Source organism: Halomonas qinghailakensis, from assembly GCF_025820815.1.
Lineage (GTDB): Bacteria > Pseudomonadota > Gammaproteobacteria > Pseudomonadales > Halomonadaceae > Vreelandella > Vreelandella qaidamensis.
Map to the genome: position 1 here is coordinate 2471311 of NZ_CP096973.1, position 22709 is coordinate 2494019.

At 50.1% G+C, this 22709-nt stretch carries 21 protein-coding genes; 11 read left to right on the forward strand and 10 right to left on the reverse strand.

Annotation, left to right across the window (positions count from 1 at the left end; genetic code table 11):
* The first annotated feature begins 1 nt into the window (after position 1).
* The 5 genes from dksA to M0220_RS11505 all read left to right on the forward strand — a co-directional run bounded on the left by dksA (position 2) and on the right by M0220_RS11505 (position 4385).
* A complete protein-coding gene (gene dksA, locus M0220_RS11485; RefSeq protein WP_232222391.1) occupies positions 2-487 on the forward strand; it encodes an RNA polymerase-binding protein DksA in 486 nt (161 codons plus the stop codon).
* On the forward strand, positions 487-1596 hold the full coding sequence (locus tag M0220_RS11490; protein ID WP_030073888.1) for a CobW family GTP-binding protein: 1110 nt from the start codon (positions 487-489) through the stop codon (positions 1594-1596). The genes dksA and M0220_RS11490 overlap by 1 nt, the downstream gene beginning before the upstream one ends.
* Positions 1593-2477 carry a GTP cyclohydrolase FolE2 gene (folE2, locus tag M0220_RS11495; protein WP_030073886.1) on the forward strand — a complete coding sequence of 295 codons (885 nt, stop codon included), beginning with the start codon at positions 1593-1595 and terminating at the stop codon, positions 2475-2477. The genes M0220_RS11490 and folE2 overlap by 4 nt, the downstream gene beginning before the upstream one ends.
* A gap of 117 nt (positions 2478-2594) precedes the next feature.
* Positions 2595-3632 carry a CNNM domain-containing protein gene (locus M0220_RS11500; protein ID WP_030073885.1) on the forward strand — a complete coding sequence of 346 codons (1038 nt, stop codon included), beginning with the start codon at positions 2595-2597 and terminating at the stop codon, positions 3630-3632.
* Positions 3633-3734: 102 nt separating this feature from the next.
* Entirely contained in the window at positions 3735-4385 is a 651-nt protein-coding gene (locus M0220_RS11505; protein ID WP_264017688.1) for a peroxiredoxin, read from the forward strand.
* Positions 4386-4465: 80 nt separating this feature from the next.
* Here the strand turns inward: M0220_RS11505 and M0220_RS11510 are convergent, their stop codons facing one another.
* Together M0220_RS11510 and M0220_RS11515 are read right to left on the reverse strand one after the other, a co-directional pair.
* On the reverse strand, positions 4466-5734 hold the full coding sequence (locus tag M0220_RS11510; RefSeq protein ID WP_264017689.1) for a methyl-accepting chemotaxis protein: 1269 nt from the start codon (positions 5732-5734) through the stop codon (positions 4466-4468).
* A gap of 243 nt (positions 5735-5977) precedes the next feature.
* The gene (locus M0220_RS11515) at positions 5978-6991 is read right to left on the reverse strand and encodes an isocitrate dehydrogenase (protein ID WP_030073879.1); all 1014 of its coding nucleotides are present in this window, start codon (positions 6989-6991) and stop codon (positions 5978-5980) included.
* Positions 6992-7535: 544 nt separating this feature from the next.
* Here M0220_RS11515 and M0220_RS11520 point away from each other — a divergent pair.
* Both M0220_RS11520 and M0220_RS11525 read left to right on the forward strand, forming a co-directional pair.
* The gene (locus M0220_RS11520) at positions 7536-9026 is read left to right on the forward strand and encodes a SulP family inorganic anion transporter (protein ID WP_009721393.1); all 1491 of its coding nucleotides are present in this window, start codon (positions 7536-7538) and stop codon (positions 9024-9026) included.
* A 19-nt stretch (positions 9027-9045) separates the two neighbouring features.
* Positions 9046-9903 (forward strand): universal stress protein, encoded by an 858-nt coding sequence (locus M0220_RS11525; RefSeq protein WP_264017690.1) that lies wholly within the window; start codon positions 9046-9048, stop codon positions 9901-9903.
* 50 nt (positions 9904-9953) lie between these two features.
* Here M0220_RS11525 and M0220_RS11530 read toward each other — a convergent pair whose 3' ends face one another.
* From M0220_RS11530 to crcB (M0220_RS11540), 3 genes are read right to left on the reverse strand one after another with little or no spacing between them, the layout of a single operon-like run.
* Complete coding sequence (locus M0220_RS11530) at positions 9954-10928, reverse strand: arsenic resistance protein (protein ID WP_264017691.1); 975 nt, start codon at positions 10926-10928, stop codon at positions 9954-9956.
* A gap of 13 nt (positions 10929-10941) precedes the next feature.
* On the reverse strand, positions 10942-11328 hold the full coding sequence (gene crcB / locus M0220_RS11535) for a fluoride efflux transporter CrcB (RefSeq protein ID WP_030073872.1): 387 nt from the start codon (positions 11326-11328) through the stop codon (positions 10942-10944).
* Entirely contained in the window at positions 11325-11708 is a 384-nt protein-coding gene (crcB, locus tag M0220_RS11540; RefSeq protein ID WP_030073870.1) for a fluoride efflux transporter CrcB, read from the reverse strand. Before crcB (M0220_RS11540) ends, crcB (M0220_RS11535) begins: the two co-directional genes overlap by 4 nt.
* Positions 11709-11877: 169 nt before the next feature.
* Here crcB (M0220_RS11540) and M0220_RS11545 point away from each other — a divergent pair, with 169 nt between their 5' ends.
* Positions 11878-12732, forward strand: coding sequence for a universal stress protein (locus tag M0220_RS11545; protein WP_030073864.1), 855 nt, complete (start codon positions 11878-11880; stop codon positions 12730-12732).
* Positions 12733-12750: 18 nt separating this feature from the next.
* Positions 12751-13092, forward strand: a complete 342-nt coding sequence (locus M0220_RS11550; protein ID WP_030073863.1) for a TraR/DksA family transcriptional regulator — start codon at positions 12751-12753, stop codon at positions 13090-13092.
* A 4-nt stretch (positions 13093-13096) separates the two neighbouring features.
* Here the strand turns inward: M0220_RS11550 and M0220_RS11555 are convergent, their stop codons facing one another.
* Positions 13097-14782, reverse strand: coding sequence for a 2-isopropylmalate synthase (locus tag M0220_RS11555; protein ID WP_264017692.1), 1686 nt, complete (start codon positions 14780-14782; stop codon positions 13097-13099).
* A gap of 217 nt (positions 14783-14999) precedes the next feature.
* On the opposite strand from M0220_RS11555, the gene M0220_RS11560 reads away from it, so the two are divergent.
* Positions 15000-15485: an Lrp/AsnC family transcriptional regulator gene (locus M0220_RS11560; protein WP_264017693.1), complete on the forward strand. Its 486-nt coding sequence runs from the start codon at positions 15000-15002 to the stop codon at positions 15483-15485.
* Between the two features lie 71 nt (positions 15486-15556).
* On the forward strand, positions 15557-15916 hold the full coding sequence (locus M0220_RS11565) for a RidA family protein (protein ID WP_264017694.1): 360 nt from the start codon (positions 15557-15559) through the stop codon (positions 15914-15916).
* Positions 15917-15948: 32 nt separating this feature from the next.
* Here M0220_RS11565 and M0220_RS11570 read toward each other — a convergent pair whose 3' ends face one another.
* The 4 genes from M0220_RS11570 to M0220_RS11585 all read right to left on the reverse strand — a co-directional run bounded on the left by M0220_RS11570 (position 15949) and on the right by M0220_RS11585 (position 22634).
* Entirely contained in the window at positions 15949-16812 is an 864-nt protein-coding gene (locus tag M0220_RS11570) for a MurR/RpiR family transcriptional regulator (protein ID WP_030073856.1), read from the reverse strand.
* Positions 16802-18571 carry an EAL domain-containing response regulator gene (locus M0220_RS11575; RefSeq protein ID WP_030073854.1) on the reverse strand — a complete coding sequence of 590 codons (1770 nt, stop codon included), beginning with the start codon at positions 18569-18571 and terminating at the stop codon, positions 16802-16804. Before M0220_RS11575 ends, M0220_RS11570 begins: the two co-directional genes overlap by 11 nt.
* On the reverse strand, positions 18568-21186 hold the full coding sequence (locus tag M0220_RS11580; protein WP_264017695.1) for an ATP-binding protein: 2619 nt from the start codon (positions 21184-21186) through the stop codon (positions 18568-18570). The genes M0220_RS11575 and M0220_RS11580 overlap by 4 nt, the downstream gene beginning before the upstream one ends.
* Positions 21187-21281: 95 nt before the next feature.
* Positions 21282-22634 carry an aldehyde dehydrogenase family protein gene (locus M0220_RS11585; protein WP_264017696.1) on the reverse strand — a complete coding sequence of 451 codons (1353 nt, stop codon included), beginning with the start codon at positions 22632-22634 and terminating at the stop codon, positions 21282-21284.
* Between the last annotated feature and the right edge of the window lie 75 nt (positions 22635-22709).

Sequence of the window (22709 nt, forward strand, 5' to 3'; positions counted from 1 at the left end):
ATTGCAACCCGATATCACTCAGTCAATAACTGCCAGAACAGACAATGGCGCTGAATTCCTAGATGCAAAAAAAGCTGAGGAGGCTTTGCTGTTGGCCTCATCAGCAGACGAGTACATGAATGCCGTACAGCTTGCGTTTTTCCGTCAGCGGCTTTTGAACGAACGTGCGGAGCTTGAGGCGCATTTAAAAGAGGTGAAAACGGCTATCGCCTCCCATGAGAGAGATAGCGACGAGGCTGATCAGGCCTCGTTTGAGGAGGAGCTACGGTTGTCACTTCGCCAAGCAGATCGCGAAAGTCGGTTGGTCAATAATATTAATGCAGCTTTACAGCGTATCGAAAATGGTGAATACGGCTTCTGTGAAGAAACTGGCGAGCCCATTGGTATTCCACGCCTACTTTTTCGTCCAACGGCAAAACTTTGCATTGAAGCGAAGGAGCGCCAAGAGCGTAAAGAGCACCATTTCCGCAAGGCACGGGTGGAGTGATGCAATTCTCCATGCTGACACCAGTTAATGTACTGACCGGCTTTTTAGGGAGCGGTAAGACAACATTACTTAATCGCTGGGTACGCCAAGCGTCAATGCAAAACACGCTGATCGTGATTAATGAGTTTGGTGATATTGGTCTTGATCATCAGTTGATTACGCAAAGCGATGAGCAAGCCGTGGTGGAGATGAGCAGCGGCTGTTTGTGCTGCACATTGAGAGGAGACTTGAGCCGCACACTACAGCAGGCTATTGATTCGCTGTTGGCCGCGGGTAAACCAGCACCTTCCCGTGTTGTTATTGAAACCACAGGACTTGCCGATCCCGCACCCATTTTACAGCTGTTAATGACCGATCACTGGCTTGCTCACCGTTTTCAGTTGGATAGCGTGGTGTGCTGTGTTGATGCCGCGAACGGTGAGGCAACGTTGCAGGCGCATCGTGAGTCACAGCGCCAGATAGCGATAGCAGACCGATTACTCATCACCAAAACTGACCTGGTCGACGAAGTCCGCCTAACACCACTGGCTAACCAACTGGCGTCCATTAACCCGGCAGCAGAGCAGTGGCAGGTGGTGAACGGTAACCTTTCACCCAAGTTATTGGTAGGCGCAGGGCTCTTTCGTCGGGATTCTCAACGTTACCAGGTAGACCAGTGGCTTAAGTCGGCACGTTACAGCGTTATCCATGCTGAAGATGTCAATCACGAGAGGAGTCGTCATGGGGACAATAGTGCTGCATTTGTACAGCCCACTAGCCAGCCAACGCTGACTCGCCATGGTGAAAATATCAATGCGTTTTGTTTTTGTGTGGAGGCGCTAATTACCCCGGACGCTTTGGAAAACTGGCTGAATCTATTGATGTCGTTGATGGGCGAGAAAATGCTACGCATTAAAGCGATTGTGCACCTTACCGATCGCGATGAACCGCTCGCACTGCACGGCGTCCAGCACATTTTCCATCCGCCGACGCCTCTGCCGATGCAGTGTGTTAATGACCGCATTTCTCGGTTTGTCTTCATTACTCAAAATGTCGCGCCTGCCACTGTGGCGCAGCTTTATCGTTTTTTCACACCCTTTAACTCATCAACTAACGAGGCAATGCAATGATGGCTTTTACGTTACCCGATATTGCCCAACAACCTTCACGTTTGCCGGGCACGCTTTCCTGGGTTGGTATGGAAGGCATTGCGTTGCCAGTACAGCTGGCGGGGAGCCAAGTGAACGCCAATGTGTCAGCTGGTGTTAGCCTTGAGGAAACCTGTGCTCGTGGTATCCACATGTCACGGCTGTATACCGCATTGGATGCATTAGAACACCAGCCACTAACGCCTACGTTACTTCATCGTGTTCTTGCGGCCTTTTTAGAGAGTCACCAAGCATTATCAGAAAACGCTTACCTAACGTTCAGTGGGGAGGTATTACTTAAACGTGACGCGCTCATCAGCCCTTTGTCAGGTTGGAAAGGCTATCCGTTTACACTGCGCAGCCAGCTCACACCATCAGGTTTCAAGGTAGAGTTAGACGTAGCCGTTGGTTACTCCTCAACATGCCCCTGTTCCGCTGCATTAGCGCGGCAGCTAATTCAGCAAGCGTTTGCGGAAGATTTTGAAGAGATACCGTTAACCAAACAGGCCGTACTTGCGTGGTTGGGAAGTGAAGAGGGTGTTCTCGCGACGCCGCATAGCCAGCGCAGCGTCGCCCACTGTTCCATACGGCTGGCAGGAAACGATGGCATACCGCTTGCCGAACTTATTGAGCGTATTGAGAGTGCTCTAGGGACAGCGTTACAGACAGCCGTTAAACGTATCGATGAGCAGGCATTTGCCCTCGCCAATGGCCAGAATCTTATGTTCTGTGAAGATGCAGCCAAACGTCTGGATGCTGCACTTAGAAAGATGGCTGATATTTCTGGGTACCAGCTAAAAGTAGTTCACGCAGAAAGTTTGCATGCCCACGATGCGGTGGCGAGAAGCGAGTGGCAGTGGTGAGAAATGCTCACGAGAAATGATGTTAGCAGGCTGTCTGAAAATAAAGATGTGTTTACACATTGACACCAAGCATTCATGGCCTTATATACGACGCATCATCCATCACTATGAGCTCCCATGTTCCTTCTCATCACGATTGCTACTCTTTCAATCGCGTTCTCCTTTCTGTGCTCTATCCTTGAAGCAGCGCTGCTGTCTATTACGCCAAGCTATATTGCCAAGCAAAAAGAAGATAATCCCAAGCTTCATGCGGCGCTGACGAAGCTAAAAACCAATATTGATCGGCCGTTGGCCGCGATCTTAACCCTTAACACCATTGCGCATACTGTCGGTGCAACGGCAGTAGGGGCGCAGGCTGCGGTCGTGTTTGGCGAAGCATCTATTGCCATTGTGTCTGCCGTTATGACCATGCTGATTTTAATTCTTTCCGAAATCATACCCAAAACGATTGGAGCTACCTATTGGCGAGGCTTATCACCCGTGTTACCACGGTTACTGAACCCAATGATCATTGGGTTGCTGCCGTTTATCTGGATGTCCGAACAGATTACGCGCCGTTTAGGAAAGTCAGAGCATGATGTTGACTTGCGCGATGAAATTAAAGTGCTGGCGCGGGTAGGTTTGGAAGAGAAAGTATTAGATGCGGACGAATCGCGCACTATTATTAACATGCTGAATTTGCATGAAATTGCGGTCAATAAAGCGATGACGCCCCGTACTGTCTGTGAAACGGTATTGCCTAACATGACGGTTAAGGAGTTTGACGAACAGTATGGCAAAATGCCCTTCACCCGTTTCCCTGTAATGGATAACGGCGAGCAGGCATTTGGTTATGTGCATAAGGCCGATATGTATCACGCTGATGACGCCAAAACTATGCGCGAGCTGATGCATCCGATTGGTAGTGTCGACGTATCGAACAATGTCGAGCAGGTGTTTACATCAATGTTGAAGGACCATTTACACATGCGGGTGGTCTATGATGAACACGGCACTTTTGTGGGTCTTATTACACTGGAAGACATTATTGAGACGATATTAGGACAAGATATAGTCGATGAAACCGATAGTGTGGCGAACTTGCGCCATTATGCAAAACAGCGCTGGGTAAAACGCATTAAGCGGGAAGAGAAAGACGACAAACCGCTTGATTGACCACAGCGAATACTTCATTGCTATAGCGCGAAACGTTCTATAGTGAAGGTGTTGAAAGTCATATAAGGTATTAAGGTCACTTGACCCTAATAAGGAGGAACGATGTCATTACGTATCAATGCGGTAGTGCCTGATTTCGAAGCAGAAACTAGCCAAGGCCCGATTCGTTTTCACGACTGGATCGGCGATACCTGGGCGATCCTCTTTTCTCACCCTAAAGATTTCACGCCGGTCTGCACCACAGAATTCGGTGCAGTGGCAACACTGGCCCCCGAATGGGAAAAACGGGGCACCAAAGTCATTGGTGTCTCTGTGGATGGCGTTGAAGATCACAAACGCTGGGCAAGCGATATCGAGCAAGTTTGCGGCAATACGGTTGGCTTCCCCATTATTGCCGATGAAGGCTTAAAGGTTTCCAAACTGTTCGATATGCTGCCAGAAGATGCTTATCTGCCAGATGGCCGCACCCCGGCTGATAGCGCTACTGTTCGCTCGGTGTTCATTATCGGGCCGGATAAGCAGTTGAAGCTATCGATGACTTACCCCATGACGGTAGGCCGTAATTTCGCAGAAATCCTGCGCGCGCTAGATGCTCTGCAAGCCACGGCAAAACATGGCGTTGCAACGCCCGCTGACTGGACAGTGGGTCAAGACGTTATTATTCCGCCAAGCGTGTCCGATGAAGATGCCAAGCAGAAGTTTGGTGAATTCGACGCCGTTCTGCCGTACCTGCGTAAAACGAAATTACGCTAACATATTAGCTTATTAGCGCGTGTTTCCCCGCTAGCTGCTTTTTAGCCGCGCTGGCGGGGAAACTTATGGACAAGCTTGTCTTACATTGGGTCTAAAGCAAGTTGCTCGATAGAGTGTGAAACGCTTTTTGCGCCTTGCAAGATCTCACTGACAATAGACTCTATTTCTTTAACGCTAGTCTGGCTGGTTTCGCCTTGCTGGACGACTTGCTGCATTGCTTGAGTAGTGCGAGCTACCAGTGCGTTATTCTCTTTAAGTATCCGAGTGATCTCACTAACCGCTTCGCTGGAACCTTTTGCTAACTGACGCACTTCATTCGCCACGACCGCAAATCCTCGCCCTTGTTCGCCTGCTCTTGCTGCCTCTACTGCTGCATTTAACGAAAGCAAATTTGTTTGGCTGGCAATTTTCGCGATGGATGCGGTAATGCTATTAATTTGCTCGGCCTGTTTATTGAGCGCATTGATAAGCTGTTGTGCTTCATTAAGTGCATGAGCGGCATGTTGTGATTCGGAAAGCACGGTTTGTAAATGCGTCAATCCATCTTGAGCAATTCGTTCGGTTTGGCTAGAGGATGTTTGGGCACTGCTGACCGTGGCTTTAGCCGCCTCAGATGCCAACATTGCTTGAGTAATATCGGTGGCGAATTTAACTACTTTAACGACGTTACCTTCCTCATCAAAGATTGGATTATAAGTTGCTTCCAGCCACACGGTGTCGCCCTTCGCGTTATGGCGCAAAAACTTACCTTGTTTGTACTCTCCTTCGCTTAAACACTTCCAAAAATCGGGATGTTCACGATAAAAGCTATCATCGCAAAACATGCGGTGATGCTCGCCGCGAAGAGTGTGCAGTGGATATCCCATTGCATGTTCAAAATTGGTATTGGCATCCAAGATATAGCCGTCAGTTGTGAACTCAATCACTGCCATTGAGTGATTTAGAGCTTGAAGGATGGAGCGTTCACCGGCGGCGTTTTGGTGCTTTTGAGTAACGTCGTTGGCGACTTTGAAAATCTTTACAACCTTACCGCGACGGTTCTTAATCGGTACATAAGTCGCTTCAAGCCAAACTTCTTCGCCGAGTGCGTTCACGCGCCGAAAGCGGCCCTGTTGGCTTTCGCCAGCTGCCAAGGATGTCCAAAACGCCATATATTGATGAGTAGATGTTTCCTCAGGCAAACAAAAAATACGATGGTGTTTACCTTTAATGTCAGATAGAGAGTAGCCCATCATGGTTAGAAATGGCTCACTAGCTTCTTGGATAATGCCTTCAGATGAAAAATAGATACAGGCGGTATGGTGAGAAAGAGCGCTACGTAAGGCGTTAAAAGTGAGATATTCGAGCATTATTAGTCCCTTAAGCCAGTCTATTGTCATCTGTTAATAAATGAATAATAAACCAAGGATTAATAAAAGGCACTTTTTTGTAATGGTTTTGTATAGCAAATTGAGTCGATAAAAAGGAAGGCTGTGTAACTATTTAGGGTGAAAGATGAGAGAGGCAGGCTAAAGCATCCATCACCGCGGCGAATGCTGCGATGATGGATAGGGCTCTATAGTGTTGACTGAGAGGAAATGAGCAGGAGGGAATTAGGCAGCTACTTGTTCAACCAGCGCCTGGGCAAAGGTATCGGTGGTGCCAGTACCGCCCATATCGGGTGTCACCATATCGCGGCGTGTTTCCAGCACCGCGCGAATTCCGTGACGAATAGCGTCGCCTTTTTCGTTCATGCCCAAGTGGTCGAGCATTTGGGCCGCTGCTAGCAGTAGGGCGCAAGGGTTGGCGATTTTTTGTCCGGCAATATCCGGTGCCGAGCCGTGAACTGCTTCAAAAATAGCGGCTTTTTCGCCGATGTTAGCTCCGGGTGCCAGACCTAACCCGCCAACTAGCCCTGCACAGAGGTCGGAAAGAATATCGCCAAACAAGTTGGTAGTGACAACCACATCAAACTGGTGGGGGTTCATCACCAGCTGCATGCAGGCGTTATCCACAATCATTTCCTGGAATTCGATTTCTGGATACTCTTTGGCGACTTCCCGCGCGACATCCAAAAATAGTCCAGAGCTGGTTTTAATGATGTTAGCTTTATGTACAGCGGTGACTTTCTTACGACCGTTATTTTTTGCTAGTTCAAACGCATAGCGCACAATACGTTCGGAACCCTGGCGAGTCACTTTGATAACTGAGATGCCGGTGTTGCCATCGTCAATCATCTCTTGGCCATCAGAGAGGTAAGCACCTTCGGTGTTTTCCCGCACTGTAATCATATCGATATCGTTGTAACGCGAACGCGTACCGGGGAAGCTAATCGCTGGGCGCACGTTGGCGTACAAGTCAAAGTGACGACGCAGCTGCACGTTGATGGAGGAGAAACCTTTGCCAATGGGGGTGGTCAGCGGGCCTTTCAGGGCAATACCGTACTTCTCGATGGTATCAAGCGATTCTTGAGGAATCAGCGTTCCGTGCTTTTCAAGCGCCGCCAAGCCAGCATCGATAAACTCATAATTCAGGCCGCACTCCAGCGCATCAAGCACGCGCAGGGTTGCATCCATAATTTCGGGGCCGATACCGTCGCCTTTAATCACCGCAATTGACTGGCTCATCATCCATTTCTCCTCTTTGGCGGGCATATTCGGCACGTGCATATATGTGCCGCTTCAACACAAAACGTTGGCAATTGTCATCGTTTCTGGTGGCGCAATGGTACGCCACAATCAGGTGATAGGTCACCCTGCCTAAGTAGCGGTGACGGCGCATCCGCGTGTGTCAGAACGTGGGCTACTGAGAATAACGTGAGATGCAATGCGGCTATGATGCTGTTAGAATATTGCGCTTTGTCGCACCTTGCTTATTGCAACCGTACAGAATATTACTAATGACCGCATTTACTCACATCTTTTCTGGGCTGATGACTCCGCCCTAGCTCCCCGCCTTTCTTAAGGCAATGGCTGCGCATTCATCGCGCTGTCATTGCTTTCTGGTACTTAAATTTAGCCGCGCTCATCTCATGTAGTGCGTGGTCGTCTCAGTATCAAACGCCAGCTTATCTTCACAATAAAAAGTGGTACATCCTCAGCGTGCCAATGCTTGGTGGCGTTGTCTGCCCGCTTTTGGCCAATCTTCAAACCTTAACCATGGACCCTTCGCATGTACGAAAAGTTTAAACAATCTTGGCTTTCTAACCTCAAGGGCGACACCCTTGCGGGGATTGTCGTTGCGCTTGCGCTGATTCCTGAAGCCATTGCATTCTCAATTATTGCGGGCGTAGACCCCAAAGTGGGCCTTTATGCTTCCTTTGCGATCTGCGTCATCATTGCCTTCACTGGTGGGCGCTCGGGTATGATCTCTGCTGCAACCGGTGCCATGGCGTTGTTGATGATTACGCTGGTAAAAGAGCACGGTTTGGAGTACCTGTTGGCGGCCACGCTGCTTACTGGTGTACTACAGATTATTGCAGGCTACTTAAAGCTTGCTGAGCTAATGCGTTTTGTGTCTCGTTCGGTGGTTACCGGGTTTGTAAACGCGCTAGCAATTCTTATCTTTATGGCCCAATTGCCTGAGTTAACCGGCGTTACTTGGCATGTATATGTCATGACGATTGCAGGCTTAGCCATCATTTACGGTTTTCCCTATGTGCCTGTGGTTGGCAAAGCCATTCCATCGCCGTTGGTATGTATTGTCGTCCTCACTGTTGTTTACATGGTGACTGGCATGGAAATTCGCAGTGTAGGTGACATGGGTGAACTGCCGGATAGCTTGCCAATGTTTTTGTGGCCTGATGTGCCGCTGAATTTCGAAACATTAATGATCGTATTGCCCTACTCGCTAATGTTGGCCGTGGTGGGACTGCTGGAATCCATGATGACAGCCACCATTATTGACGATTTAACCGACACCAAAAGTGATAAAAACCGCGAGTGTAAAGGTCAAGGTATCGCTAATATCGGTGCTGGTTTGATCGGTGGTATGGCGGGGTGTGCGATGATTGGCCAATCAGTGATCAACATTAAATCGGGTGGCCGTCGCCGTACTTCAACGTTAATCGCTGGTATTGCGCTATTAATGATGGTGGTCTTCCTTGCTGATTGGGTCTCGCAGATCCCCATGGCAGCGTTGGTGGCAGTCATGATCATGGTGTCGATTGGTACCTTCAGTTGGGAATCGATTCGCGATCTGAAAAAACACCCGATGAGCACCAACGTTGTGATGGTAGCTACCGTTGTCGTAACAGTAGGCACACACAACTTGGCTATTGGCGTGTTTGTTGGTGTGCTGTTGGCGGCGATGTTCTTTGCTAACAAAGTCGGCAACATCATGTATATCGGCTCGAAAGAAGTAGAGCCCGGTAAAGAGCGTGAATACCAAGTGGTTGGCCAAGTGTTCTTTGCCTCTTCTGAGCGTTTTATTGCCGCCTTCGATTTTAAAGAGAGCATCGATAAGGTCACCATCAACCTTTCCCGTGCTCACTTCTGGGATATTACCGCTGTTCAGGCCCTGGACCGCGTGGTGATTAAGTTCCGCCGTGAAGGTACCGAGGTCGAACTAGTGGGCTTGAGTGAAGCCAGTGCCACCGTGGTAGATCGTTACGCGGTACACAACGATCCTGAAGCTGTTGAAAAGCTGATGGGCGGCCACTAACTACCGCAAGGAGAGCGATATGACTGAACACGTACTCGCCGCGATTGACGGCTCCCAATATGCAGAAAGCGTCTGTGACTACGCCGCCTGGGCAAGCTTGGCATTAAATGCACCGCTTAGCTTTGTGCATGTGGTGGATAATCATTCTGATGTACCAGAAGAACAAAATTTGTCGGGTAACCTAAGGTTTGGTGCCCGCGAGCGCTTGATGAAAGAGCTTTCCGAGCTTGATGAGCAACGCGCTAAGGTGAACCGTGAGCAAGGCAAGCTCATGTTGGAAGCTGCTAAGGCACGGGCAGTGGAAGATGGGGTCGTTGATCCCATTGTTCGCCAGCTTAACGGCACGCTGGTCGAAACCTTGGTAGAGCTAGAGAAAGACATTCGTTTATTGGTGGTAGGCAAGCGTGGCGAAACGGCTCACCATGCCAGCGGCCACCTAGGTTCTAACCTTGAGCGTGTGGTGCGTGAAATGCACCGCCCAATTCTCATGGTGCCTAAAGCCTTTAAGCAGCCGGAAAAGGTACTGATTGCGTTTGACGGTAGCAAAACTGCCCGGAAAGGGGTCGAGATGCTGGCGCGCTCGCCTTTATTCGCGGGTACCGAATGTCATGTGCTAATTGTGGGTGCTGACACTGCAGAGCATCGCAGTGAGCTTGAATGGGCGTTGAGTACGCTGCTCGATGCAGGTCACCAAGCCGAGGGAGCCATCCGTTCCGGTGAGGTAGACGACGCTTTGCAAGCGTACGAGAAGGAGCATGCTATTGACCTGCTAGTGATGGGCGCTTACGGCCATTCGCGTATCCGTCACTTGCTGGTGGGGAGCACCACAACAGCGATGCTACGTGGCAGCCGAATTCCGGTACTGATATTACGTTAATCAATACGCACACTTTAACGCCGGTCACCACGCAAAGGGGCCGGCGTTTTTTATAGGCGGCTCGGAATTAGCCTGCTTGGCACCCAGCGTATAAACGCCACCATGCCAAATAGCTCTACTAGCGATTGAAAAACAATCACTACCACCGCGGCTTGCCATCCATTGGGCAGAGTAAGCGCAATAGGCAACATGACAAACGAATTGCGCGTACTAAAACTAAAGGCAAGTGTTCGGGCGCTAGTGGCGGGAAGCTTAAATAGCCTGCCCAGCACTTTACCTATAAATGCCGCCACTACTAAATAGCCTACAAAAATAAGCACTACTTGCATCAGTACGTGAGAAAGCGCTAGTACGCTATTCACCTGTGTTGCAGCAATGACCAATACGACCAATGCCAGCAGCGGCACTGGCAAGTAGCCAAGCTGGTCGGTGGCTCGCTCAACCGCGTGATAGCGCTGGGCGGTAAGCTCTGTTAGCCATGCCAAGCCTAAGGGCAGCAGGATCACTCCCGTAAAAGCGCTGAAAAGGCCGGCAGACAACGTTAACTGAAACCACTCGCCGCCTAAAAATAGCCATAGATAAGCGGGTAACGCGACCATTTGCATGATCAGCAGCACTGGCGTTGCCGCAACAGCGCGGGCGGCATCGCCTTTGCCTAAGTGCGTGAAGGTAATAAACCAGTCTGTGCAGGGCATCAGCAGCACTAGCAAAACACCCGCCATCACCGGTGGATGAAGCGGTAGCCCCAGTACTAAAAGGCTTAGCACCAAGGCCCCTAGTAGCGCAGGGATGATGATAAAGTTGCCAATCAGCAGTGCTGCCATAAAGCGTTTATCGGTAACGCTTTGCTTGATATGTAATAGCGGTATTTGAGTAAAGGTGGCGTAGAGCAGTATACCGAGTAGCGGCCATAACAGCTGTTCAAGTGATGACGCTAGTAAGGGAGCTACCAGACCCAACGTAAGCCCTAAGCAGATAAACCCTAGGTAAAGCCAAGACTGCTGTCGCTCTAACTGCTCGCGCATAAAATACCTACGGCTATAAACGAGAAAGCGCTATACGTTCTCCTAGCCAGGCCGCCAGTAACCAAAGCGGTAGGCTGATGAGTATATAAAGCAGCGCTAGCCCAGAAAGTCCTTGCTGAATAAGGTGCAAGGTTTCCAGGCTAAAGAGTGAAAACGTGGTAAAGCCGCCACAAAAACCGGCGACTAACAGCGGCTGCCAGTGCGCAAGCTTGCCCTTAGGAAAACGTGAGGCGGTAGCGGCAACCCATCCGATGACTCCAGAGCCCAGTACGTTAACCAGCAGCGTACCCCAGGGGAAATAGCCGCCAAGCGCTGCCAAAGACACGAGAGATACCCCGTAGCGAAGTGCACTGCCAATCCCGCTGCCAATACCGACTGCCAAATAGGCTTGCCAACTCATAGCAGCTCCTTAGCTAGTAGCCAGCCTAGCGTGACCATCACCATGCCGAGCAGTAAGGTGGCGGCAATATTCAAGGCGGCACGCAGCGCTTGGCCGCTTTGCCACAGTTCAATAGTTTGTAAGCTAAATGATGAAACGGTGGTGTAGCCACCTAACAAGCCTGCGATAGCAAATAGCCACAGTGGCTGTGTGGTTGGCACGCCGTAGTATCCGAGTAGCCCGCCCGCTATAAACGCACCGCTGGCATTCACCAGTAAGGTGCCCCAAGGAAAGGTGTTACCCAGCAGGTAGGCCATAAGGCTAGAAACAGCATAGCGACTCATGCCGCCCAACGCGCCGCCTAGGGCTACCAGTAGCATGCTCGCGATACCATGCTCCATCGTGACTCCTTTAACTGGCCGCGTTAATAGGCCGTTAAGTGTACCACTCACCCTATAACGATAGGGATGAACACAAAGAGTGCGTTAAGGTGTCGCTGGTCAATAAGTTCGTGTAAAAAAGAATGAGAATAATAAAAATCTTAACGCACCCGCTCAAGGAGTCGTTTTTATGTCTGATCGCGTGTTTGCCGCTATTGATGGATCTCAGTATTCAGAAAGCATCTGTGATTATGCTGTTTGGGCTGCCAAGGCACTTGATGCGCCATTAAGCTTTATTCATACCTTGGATAACCACCCTCAGGTGACAGAGCCTGATCTAACCGGGAATTTAGGCTTAGGGACCCGAGAGCATTTGCTAGAAAAGCTATCTGATATTGAAGAGCAGCGTGCGAAAGTTGCCCGTGAGCAGGGGCGTTATATGCTCGATGCGGCAAAAGCACGCGCAATGGAAGCCGGTATTGCTGATCCACTCTGCCTCCAGCGCAACGGTACGTTGGTAGAGACTTTGGTTGAGAACGAAAAAGAGATGCGTTTATTGGTATTAGGCAAGCGTGGCGAAACCGCGCATCAAGCTAGTGGCCATCTAGGCTCGAATCTTGAACGTGTCGTGCGCGAGATGCATCGCCCTCTATTGATGGTGCCTAAGCAGTTTACGCAGCCGAAAAACGTGATGATGGCGTTTGATGGGAGCAAAACAGCTCGCAAAGGCGTTGAAATGCTAGCCAAAAGCCCGCTTTTTGAAGGTGCTGCCTGCCATGTCGTGATCGTGGGCGCTGAGACTGCAGAAAACCGGTCACAGCTTGAGTGGGCAATTGATGTCCTTGAGTCTTCTGGTCACCAAGCTGAAGGGGTAATTCGCGCTGGTGAAATAGAAGAAACGTTGCGCGCTTATAAGCAAGAGCACGGTATCGATTTGTTGGTCATGGGTGCCTATGGTCATTCGCGTATTCGTCATTTGCTGGTTGGCAGCACGACGACCGCCATGTTGCGCAATGCCCATTTGCCGGTGCTGATTCTGCGCTGAAGTCATTAGGAGAGGCAGATGAATCACCCTGAGGTAGACATAGCCGCGATACGCCAAAAGCTGTTGGCCCTAGAGGTTTCTTTGCGAGAAGAAAGCATTGAAAGCGCGTCTTCAAGAGAGACGGTGGAGCTTGATCAAACGACGGTAGGGCGGTTGTCACGTATGGATGCGCTGCAGGGTCAAGCCATGGCAAAGGCAGAGGAGCAGCGCCGTCAAATATCGCTTAAGCGTATTAGCGGCGCCTTGCAGCGTATTGAACAACAGAACTTTGGCGAGTGCATTGAGTGTGGCGAATGGATTGGTGCCAAACGCCTCACCTGGGACCCGTTAGTGCTGAAATGTATCAAGTGTGCCGAATAAGCGGTTATGCCTCGATGGCGGCGTTTTCCTGCTGATGCTGTTTGGTGGCCTGCACCATATTAATGCCTGACAGCAGCGCTTTCAGCGATGCGCTAACGGTGTCACTATCTTCGGCCACGGCGCAAAGACGTTGTCCATCAATATTCAGCTGAACAAAGGCAATCGCGTTGGCTTCGCTGTCGCCGCCGAGTGAATGCTCACTGTAGTCAATAATTGCTACATTGCTGCCTGAGTGTTTTTTCCAAGCATCGGTGAACGATGACATCGCGCCGTTGCCGGTACCTGACAGGCGCAGTGTTTCAGAGCCTTGCCAAAGGGTTATTTCTATTCCCTCGTACTGCCCTTTAGATAGCCGGTAATCGGCCAATGCCAGTGGCGCATCCTGAGTGAAATTATCAAACATCACTTGGCGAATAATTTCACTGGAAAGCTCGCCGTTACGGCGCTCGCTCTCTTGTTGTACGTAAGGAGCAAGTGCCAGCATCATCCAACGCGGTAAATTAATGCCGTAGTCTCGCTCCAGCAAAAAGGCCATGCCGCCTTTCCCAGACTGGCTATTCACCCGGATAACGGCTTGGTAGTCGCGGCCAATATCATGCGGGTCAATGGGTAGGTAAGCCACTTGCCACGGCTCGTCGGGCTTTTGATGCTTGAGTGATTTACGAATAGCATCCTGATGGCTGCCGGAAAACGCGGTATACACCATCTCGCCGACCCAGGGGTGGCGCGGGTGCATAGTGATACCGGTACACTCATGCACCACTTGGACAATTTCGTCTGGGTTGGAAAGGTCCAACTCAGGGTCAATGCCCTGGCTATAGAGGTTCATCGCCAGGGTGACGATATCCATATTGCCGGTGCGCTCGCCGTTACCCAGTAGGGTGCCTTCAACGCGGTCGGCACCTGCCAGCAACGCAAGCTCTGCCGAAGCGACAGCGCCACCACGGTCGTTATGGGTATGCACCGAAATAATTACGCTGTCGCGACGGCTAATGTGCTGGCAAAAGTAGTCAATCTGGTCAGCATGATGATGCGGCCCTGCAACTTCTACCGTGGTGGGCAAGTTGAGGATGCATTTGTTGTCTGGCGTTGGTTGCCAAACATCCATCACCGCCTCGCAAATGGCCAATGAGAAATCAATTTCAGTGCTAGAGAAGCTTTCCGGCGAGTACTGGAAGCGCCAATCAACGCCTGGGTATTGGGCAGCATAGGTCTTCACCCAGGTAGCGCCCTGTACGGCAATATCGGTAATGCCGTCGCGATCCATCTCGAATACACGCTCGCGTTGGATAGTGGAGGTGGAGTTATAAAGGTGAATAATGGCACGTTTGACGCCCACCAGCGAGGCAAAGGTTTTCTCGATTAAATGTTCGCGGCACTGAACAAGTACCGCAATAGTGACATCGTCTGGAATTTGGTCTTCTTCAATTAGCCAACGTACAAAATCGTAGTCTGGCTGGCTAGCCGAGGGAAAGCCGACCATCACTTCTTTAATGCCCACCTTGATAATCTGGTGCCAAAAGCGCTGCTTTTGCTCAACTGTCATCGGCTCTAATAGCGCCTGATTGCCATCGCGTAGGTCTTCACTTACCCAAATGGGCGCTTGCGTTAGGTCACGGTCCGGCCATTGGCGGTTGAATGCAGGAACGCGAGGAGCAGGGCGATATTTGCGATGATCAAAAGCAGACATGGTGAGTTTCCTGAAGGCGGTGAATTATTTAGGCGGCCGCTTGTGGCGTAAGCCGCGTTAACCGGTGCCCGGGTAAGACACCTTATAGGGGCTGCTTGTGACAGTCATTACAGTCTACGTGATAGAAGGCGAAAGGTTATTGCGAAAATATGGTTTTTACGCCAATAATTGGCATTAAATATTGGTTATTTGATTTTTATTGGTAGGAGATGCTGTCATGCCTGTTGTGCCGCTTGAGCTTGATCGTTTTGATCGCCATATTCTAAATGTGTTACAGCAGGAAGGGCGGATTAGTAATCAGGAGCTAGCCGAGCGCATCGGGTTGTCTCCTTCGCCCTGTTTGCGCCGAGTACGTGCGCTAGAGGAGCACGGGCTAATTACCCAATACCGGGCTGAGGTTGATGCGCGCCAGTTGGGCTATCAACTGATGGTGTTGCTGCATATTTCAATGGATCAACATACTCCCGAACGCTTCGATAACTTCGAGCGTCACATCCGTAAAATTCCCAACGTGATTGAGTGTTTAATTATTACCGGTCAGGCGGCGGATTTTCAGCTCAAGATACTGGTTCGTGATATGGATGACTATCAGCATCTTTTACTGCATGTGATTAACCGTATCGAAGGGGTGACGGGCGCTCATACGAGTTTTGTTTTGCGACGAGTCTTCGAGCATCGCCCTGTGCCCACTGAGCGCGTTTGATGAAGAAGGCATAGGCAACTAGTCTGCGGCGGTTTACACTGCTTTTTTTGTCTTATATAGGAGATTGAACCATGACAATTCAGCGCCATGATACAAAAGCTCGTATGAGCCGTGCTGTTATTCATCAAGGTGTGGCTTATTTGTGTGGTCAGGTAGCGGGGCCCGAGGCTCGCCATGACGGCATTAAAGCGCAAACAGAAAGTATGCTGGCACGGGTAGATGCACTGCTAAAAGAGATTGGTTCTAGCCGTGAGCAGCTGTTAAGCGCGACAATCTACCTTAAAGATGGCAATGATTTTGCCTCAATGAACGAGGTGTGGGATGCCTGGGTGCCCGAAGGTTATGCACCGGCACGCACCTGTGTCTGCGCGCCGCTACCTGCCGATGAGTTAAAAGTGGAAATTACGGTTACTACCGCTGTTAGCAGTTAAGTTGCCCGCATTAGTGATTGATGGTTTGCAGGCTACTTACCCGTCTTTTCCACTGGAAAGCGGGTATCGCGAAGACTGTCTTTGATTTTCTTCAGGTGTGGCAGAAAATCTTCGCCGCGCCTTAAGGTAACGCCGGTAGCTAAGGCATCAATCAGCGTTAATTGAATCATCCGCGAGGTCATGGGCATATAGTGGTCGGTGTCCTCGGGGGTGGCGACTTCGAGCGTCGCGGTACACTCCAAGGATAGAGGAGAATGAGGAGCGGTAATCCCCAGCACGACGGCGCCTGCTTCACGGGCAACGCGTGCAATATCGACCAATTCTTTAGTGCGGCCTGTGTACGAGATAATCACTACCACATCTCCTGTATGGCAGGCAGCGGCCACCATACGCTGCATCAGCACATCCACATAAGCAACCACGGGCAAGTTAAAACGGAAGAACTTGTGCTGGGCATCCTGGGCGACTGCGCCAGAGGCACCTAAACCAAAAAAATGAATCTGTTTTGCTTGAGTAAGGTAGTCAACCATGCGCTCCACGGCGGCCATGTCGACCTCACGTTGGGCTTCGTCTAGGGCGGCAATCGTCGCGCCGAAAATCTTGTGAGTGTACTGTGTTGCCGTATCTCCAGGCTCTACAGCCCGTGTGACATAAGGCGTTCCGCCCGCCAAGCTTTGGGCAAGTTTAATTTTGAAATCTGGGTAGCCCTTGGCACCGAAATTGCGACAGAACCGGTTGACCGTGGGCTCACTGACGCTGGCCGCTTGGGCAAGGCTTGCGATGCTTAGGCTGGTGGCTACCGCCGGGTCCTCCAGGATGACATTGGCAACTTTGCGTTCAGAGCGATTGAGTTCTTCTAAGCGTTCGCGTAAGCGGTCAAGCAGGTCATGCGCCATCAACAGCCTCCATGGCAATATTTTTTTGAGCGTTGGGTGCCCATTCTGTACACCAGGTAAAAAAAGCGTCGGCGGTTAGCGGGCGAGCATAGTAATACCCTTGCGCCGCTTCACAGCCAATAGAACGTAAGTAGTCCGCCTGGGCAGATGTTTCAATGCCTTCTGCTACCACATCGCACCCAACCGCATGGGCAAGCTGGGTAATCGTTAAGGCTAAATGACGATCCACCGCGTCATCTTCTAGGTCCATAACGAAGGCGCGGTCTATTTTTAGCGTGGAGAAAGGCAATGTCTTAACATAAGCAAGCGAGGAGTGCCCAGTACCAAAATCGTCAATGGCTACGGCAATATCTGCCTCAGCAAGCTGAGCCAGCTGCGTACGGGCGTTTTGCATATCGCTTAATAAACCTGATTCTGTGACTTCCAAGGCGAAAAAGGGGGCTGGGATCTCATGCTCTGCCAGTTTAGAAAGCAACGTTTGAGCGAAGTCTTTTCGCGCCAATTGGCGGGCTGCAACGTTCACCGCAATATGGAAGTGATCATCCAGCAAGCCTTTTAGCCGCCATTCGACGATATGCTGCATTGCTTTCTCAAGCACCCACTCACCAATAGAAAGGATATCACCACTTGCTTCCGCAAGGGGAATAAAGTCCGCTGGTGAAATATGGCCTAGCTCCGGATGGTGCCAGCGCAGCAGGGCTTCGGCTCCAATGACGCACTGCGTTGTCAGTGAAACTTTAGGTTGGAAAGCCAGCGACATCTCACCACGTTCGGTTGCACCACGAATCGCTTGCTGAAGGTTTAGACGGTGACGCTGTTGGGCTTCTAAGGTTTCGTTATAACATTGAATACGTAGCGTGCCGCTTTGTGGTAGCGCTAAGGCAGCCATATGGACAAGGCGCTCAATTTCAAAATGGGCATCTGCCCAGCTAATACCAATCCGCGCATTTAAAGGCAGAAGCAGACCACCCAGTGCCTGATCTTGATCGAAACAACTCAATAGTTGAGCCGCAGACTGCCTTAATGTTTCAAGATCAGCGTGATCAGTAATCACTAATAATTCGCTACCACCCCATAAGCCTAGTTGGCACTGCTCGCTGAGCTTGGCTGACAACTGACTGCTAATATGCATCATTAATTTATCAGCGACACCGTAACCATGTAGCTTAATCACATCGTCTAGGTGATCCAGTACAATAAAAAGTAGCCCCGTTCCCGTTCCTCGCAATGCTGCTTCGCGGAGCATTTGGGTGAGCGCGCGACGATTAGCTAATTGGGTAATAGGGTCGGTACGAGACTGACGATTCAGCTCTTTGGTACGCTTTGCCACCATGCGTTCTAGCGTGTCTGCCTGTTGATTGCGAACCTGATAACGGTGTTCAACGTTCAATGTAATGCGAATGCGCTGCAGCACTTCGTCATGTTGGAACGGTTTTGTGACGAAGTCGCGCACGCCCATGCTGAGTGAACGGTGTCGGGTTTCATCATCAATCTGTGCGGTGAGAATAATAATTGGCGGGGTATTATGCCCAAACTCTGTTTGCAGCTGATTAATAACCGTATACCCATCCAGGTAAGGCATTCGTATATCCAGCAGAATCAGGTCAGGTAACGTTTGCTGGCAATGTGTTAGTACTTCGCGTGGGTCGTTTAGGCCATGGGCATTTTCAAAACCATGCTCATCCAACAGGTCTAATAACAGGTTGACATTAATGGAATTATCATCCACCACAAGGATGTGTTTGTGGTTCAGGCTCATGGCTGCGCTCTTGGGGGTGCAGTAGTGATGAATCGATTAAGTGAGGCCGTTAGTTTATCAATATCGATAGGTTTCGTCAGATAGTCAGCAAACCCTGCTGCTAGTCCATGTTGTAAGTCACGTTCCATCGCGTTGGCAGATAACGCAATTACATTAATATGTTTCAGCGCCGAATCGTTTTGAATAATATCTAATGCTTGAAACCCATTCATGCCCGGTAGGTGGATATCCATTAGAACAAGATTAGGGGGTGAGTGGCGCATGATATCTAAACCAAGTTCGGCGCTTGCGACAACCTGCAGTTTTATCGAGTGAAAGTCGTCTATGATATCTTCCATAAGCCGCTGGTTGGCGGGATTATCTTCGATATATAGCAGGGTGAAGAAAGGTTGGACGTTACTGGCAGTGTCCATGGCGCTAGGAAGAGAGGTCTGTTCGTGTTCGCTAGGTTGTTCTTCGGCAATGGGCAGCGTAAACCAAAAAGTAGAGCCCTTATCCGGCTGGCTATCAACACCAAGGCTTCCCTTCATCCGCTCTACCAGTTCGCGCGTAATGGCCAAGCCAATGCCAGTGCCTTCAATGCCTCCATACTCGGCATCTAACCGGTTAAAGGGTTCAAAAAGCTCATGCTGACGCTCTGGCGCAATGCCATGCCCTGAGTCGATAACGCTAACCTTTAGTTCGGACCCAACCGGCTCGATATTAACGTGAATAGTGCCGTTTGCTCGGTTGTATTTAATTGCGTTGGAAAGCAGGTTGAGCAGTACTTGTTTTACCCGTGTGTAATCTGCTAACACCATGCAGGCTGGCGACACTGAATGACGCGTTAGCGTAATATTTGCTGCATCGATGTTCGCCTCTAGCGTGGTACAGGCATCGTCTAATACGTTTTCAATTAACATGGGCTCTAGCGAAAGAGTTATGTAACCCGCTTCGATCTTTGCTAAATCCAGCACTTCATTAATTAGGCTTAACAGGTGCTGTCCACTCTTCTCGATTTGCCCTACTTGGCGCTGCTGCTTTTCACTCAGTGGATCACGGCGACCTTTTGCGAGCAGCTGAGCAAAGCCGATAATGGCGTTAAGCGGTGTACGCAGTTCGTGACTCATTGAAGACAGAAATTCACTTTTTGCCTTATTGGCTTGCTCTGCCTGATCTCTAGCGGTTGCCAAATCACAGGTAACTTGTTCGCGCTCGGCCATTTGGCGATAAAGGTTAATGAGCAGTGCACATGTATCGGTAAATGGTTGAAGCCAGTCTAAAAGCGCTTGGTTTAAGGGCTGTTTACTGTTTGCAATGGCAAACATGCCAATGAGGTTATCACCACTGAAAATAGGTACGCCCAAATAATTGCCTAAACGTGGGTGCCCTGGTGGGAAACCACCGCGCTTCGTATGGCGATAAACGTCGTCAGTCATAATGACATCGCCGTGGGCGAATACCCTTCCTAACAGTGAGTTAGGGTTGGTGAGCGTCATGTCACCGCTACGTAGGCGCTCCATTAGGTGCCTGGAATCATCGCTCCATGAAAGGTCAGTGATGGCGTGTATCTTAAGTGCGTTAGTCGTATCAGTAGGTAACACTTCTCCAATGAGCGCATAATCGCTATCGGTAAGGTCGCGCAGCGCTTCCATTAAGAATGTCCATAGCTGCTCAACCGACATGAGTGCTTGGTAATCTGTAATACCTTGATGAAGTACTTTTAGCAGGCTTTGTTCTTTATTGATTTGTTGGGTGGCATTATAAACCTCGGTTAGATTAGTTAAAATGCCCAGGAATTCAGCAACATTTCCTTGCTCATTATGGATGGCGTTGACAGCAAGATGAACGGGAATTAAATGGCCGTCTTTATGAAGTGCTTCCACTTCTCTGCCTCGACCAATCACCTTTGGCTCGCTGCCTGCTAAAAAATTGGCAAGAAAACTGTCGTGATGTGCGCTGATTGTTTCAGGCGTAAACATCGCGACATTGTTACCAACCACTTCGTGCTGCTGATAACCCAGCATCGTGAGTGCGAAAGGATTAATGCTTAACACATGGCCAGAACGGTCGATACGCACGATACCCGTGGCACTTTCGTTAAACAGCGCTTCATAACGGCGCGTGGTTTGAGCCAAGGCTCTGCGTATTTGATGCTGACGCAACAGCTCTTCCACTTGTCCCGCGATGCTTTTTAAAATGCCTCGGTCGCGTTGACTAAACGAACGCGGCTGACGATCGATTAAACAGAGTGTGCCTACTGATAGGCCATCCGCCAGTTGCAGCGGCTGGCCAGCATAAAAACGAACGTGTGGCGTCCCAGTGACGAGCAGATTGTCAGCAAAGCGTGGATCATCAAGCGTATTTTCAACAACGAGCATGTCGTTAAGTGCAATAGCATGTGCACACAGCGAAATATCTCGGCACATTTCACTGGCAGACAGTCCTTGCTGGGACTTAAACCATAGGCGTTTTGTATCAACGAGTGATATGAGTGCAATAGGTACATCAAATAAGTCACAGACAAACTGGGTAATACGGTCAAACGCTTCGTCAGCAGGGGTGTCAAGCACCTGTAAAGCATGCAATGCCGCTAAACGCTGGTGTTCATTCTCAGGAAAGTCTGCGGCTTGCATTGTGTGTCCTAGAAGATAAGTCGTTCAAAAATAGAGTGCCCAAGAGACAATCAAACATTAAATATTAATAATTATCGGTCATTTTTGAACAAGCTTTAACTAATCCTCAGTAATTTTAATAGCCAACGTTTATAGGGTGGCCTTATGAGTGAGCTTGAAGCCCGTTTTGATTGATAAAAAATGCTTCTTAAATGACTGAAACGCTCGAAGCCGTGGCGACCGTGATACGCCCCTATGCCGCTGTCTCCAACGCCACCAAAAGGTAGCGAAGGAACCGCGTGGTGAAGCAACGTTTCATTGAATACCAGTGCGCCAGAGCGGGTTGAGAGACGTAATGTGGTTTGCAGCAATTTATCGTTGGTAAAAGCATACAGCGCTAGTGGATGTGGTCGGGTATTCACAAAGGCAATTGCGTCATCGATGCTTTTAACGCTGATCAGCGGTAGAGCACGGCCAAAAATTTCCTCACGCATCAGTTCAAGGTTTTGTGTTGGGTCAATGACCAGCGCGGGAGCATGGGGTCCGCTATCAATAATGCGACAGCCGTGATCTCTCGCTTGCGCTATCAGCCGTTCGCTACGCTGTTGATGATGAGGGCTGACGAACCCTGTGGCCTCTTTATCGGTTGGGCGCTGCTGCTCGATGGCTCGACTAAGCGCTTGGATAAGTGTTTCAAGGTGGCGGCTTTCCACCAATACATAGTCCGGCGCTATGCAGGTCTGCCCAGCGTTCATTCCCTTGCCAAAAATAATTGAGGCAGCGGCGCGGTCTAGATCAGCGTCGCTCGCCACAATAGCAGGTGATTTGCCACCCAGCTCTAGAGTTACCGGGGTTAACTGTTCGGCAGCGGCAAGCGCAACCTGACGGCCCACCGCCGTTGATCCGGTGAAAATTAGATGATCAAAAGGCAGGGCACTAAACGCTTTGGCGATATCTGGACCGCCTTCAACAACGCACAACTCTTCGTCAGTAAAATATTGTGGTACCAGCTTTGCCAAAAGAGCGCTGGTATTGGGAGCGTACTCGCTGGGCTTGATTATGACGCTATTACCTGCTGCGACAGCATCAATAGCCGGCATCAATGCTAAGCTCCACGGGTAGTTCCAAGGCGACATAATGCCGACCACACCAAGCGGCTGAGGTGTAATGCGTGCACGGGCAGGCCATAAGCGCCACGGCATAGTAGCCGCACAGGGACGCATCCAGTGCCAGAGGTGCCGCCGTGCATGACCAATGGCTTGTAACACCGCACTAATTTCTGCCAAACGTATTTCCGTTTCGCTACGTTTGCCGAAGTCAGCTTGAATGGCGTGAATGATGTCCCGCTGGTGATGTTTTGTCATTTGTGCAAGACGTTCTAAACGCTTTCTACGCATGCTTAAAGTGGCAAAAGTGCGGTTAGCCGCATGACGCTGAGCGTGCAACAGGCGCGTTAAGTCGCGTTTCATGGCTGCTCCTTTAGTCAACTCTTAATAACAATAGACGGTTGTCGTGACTACTTGAATACCGTACTCCGCACAGAA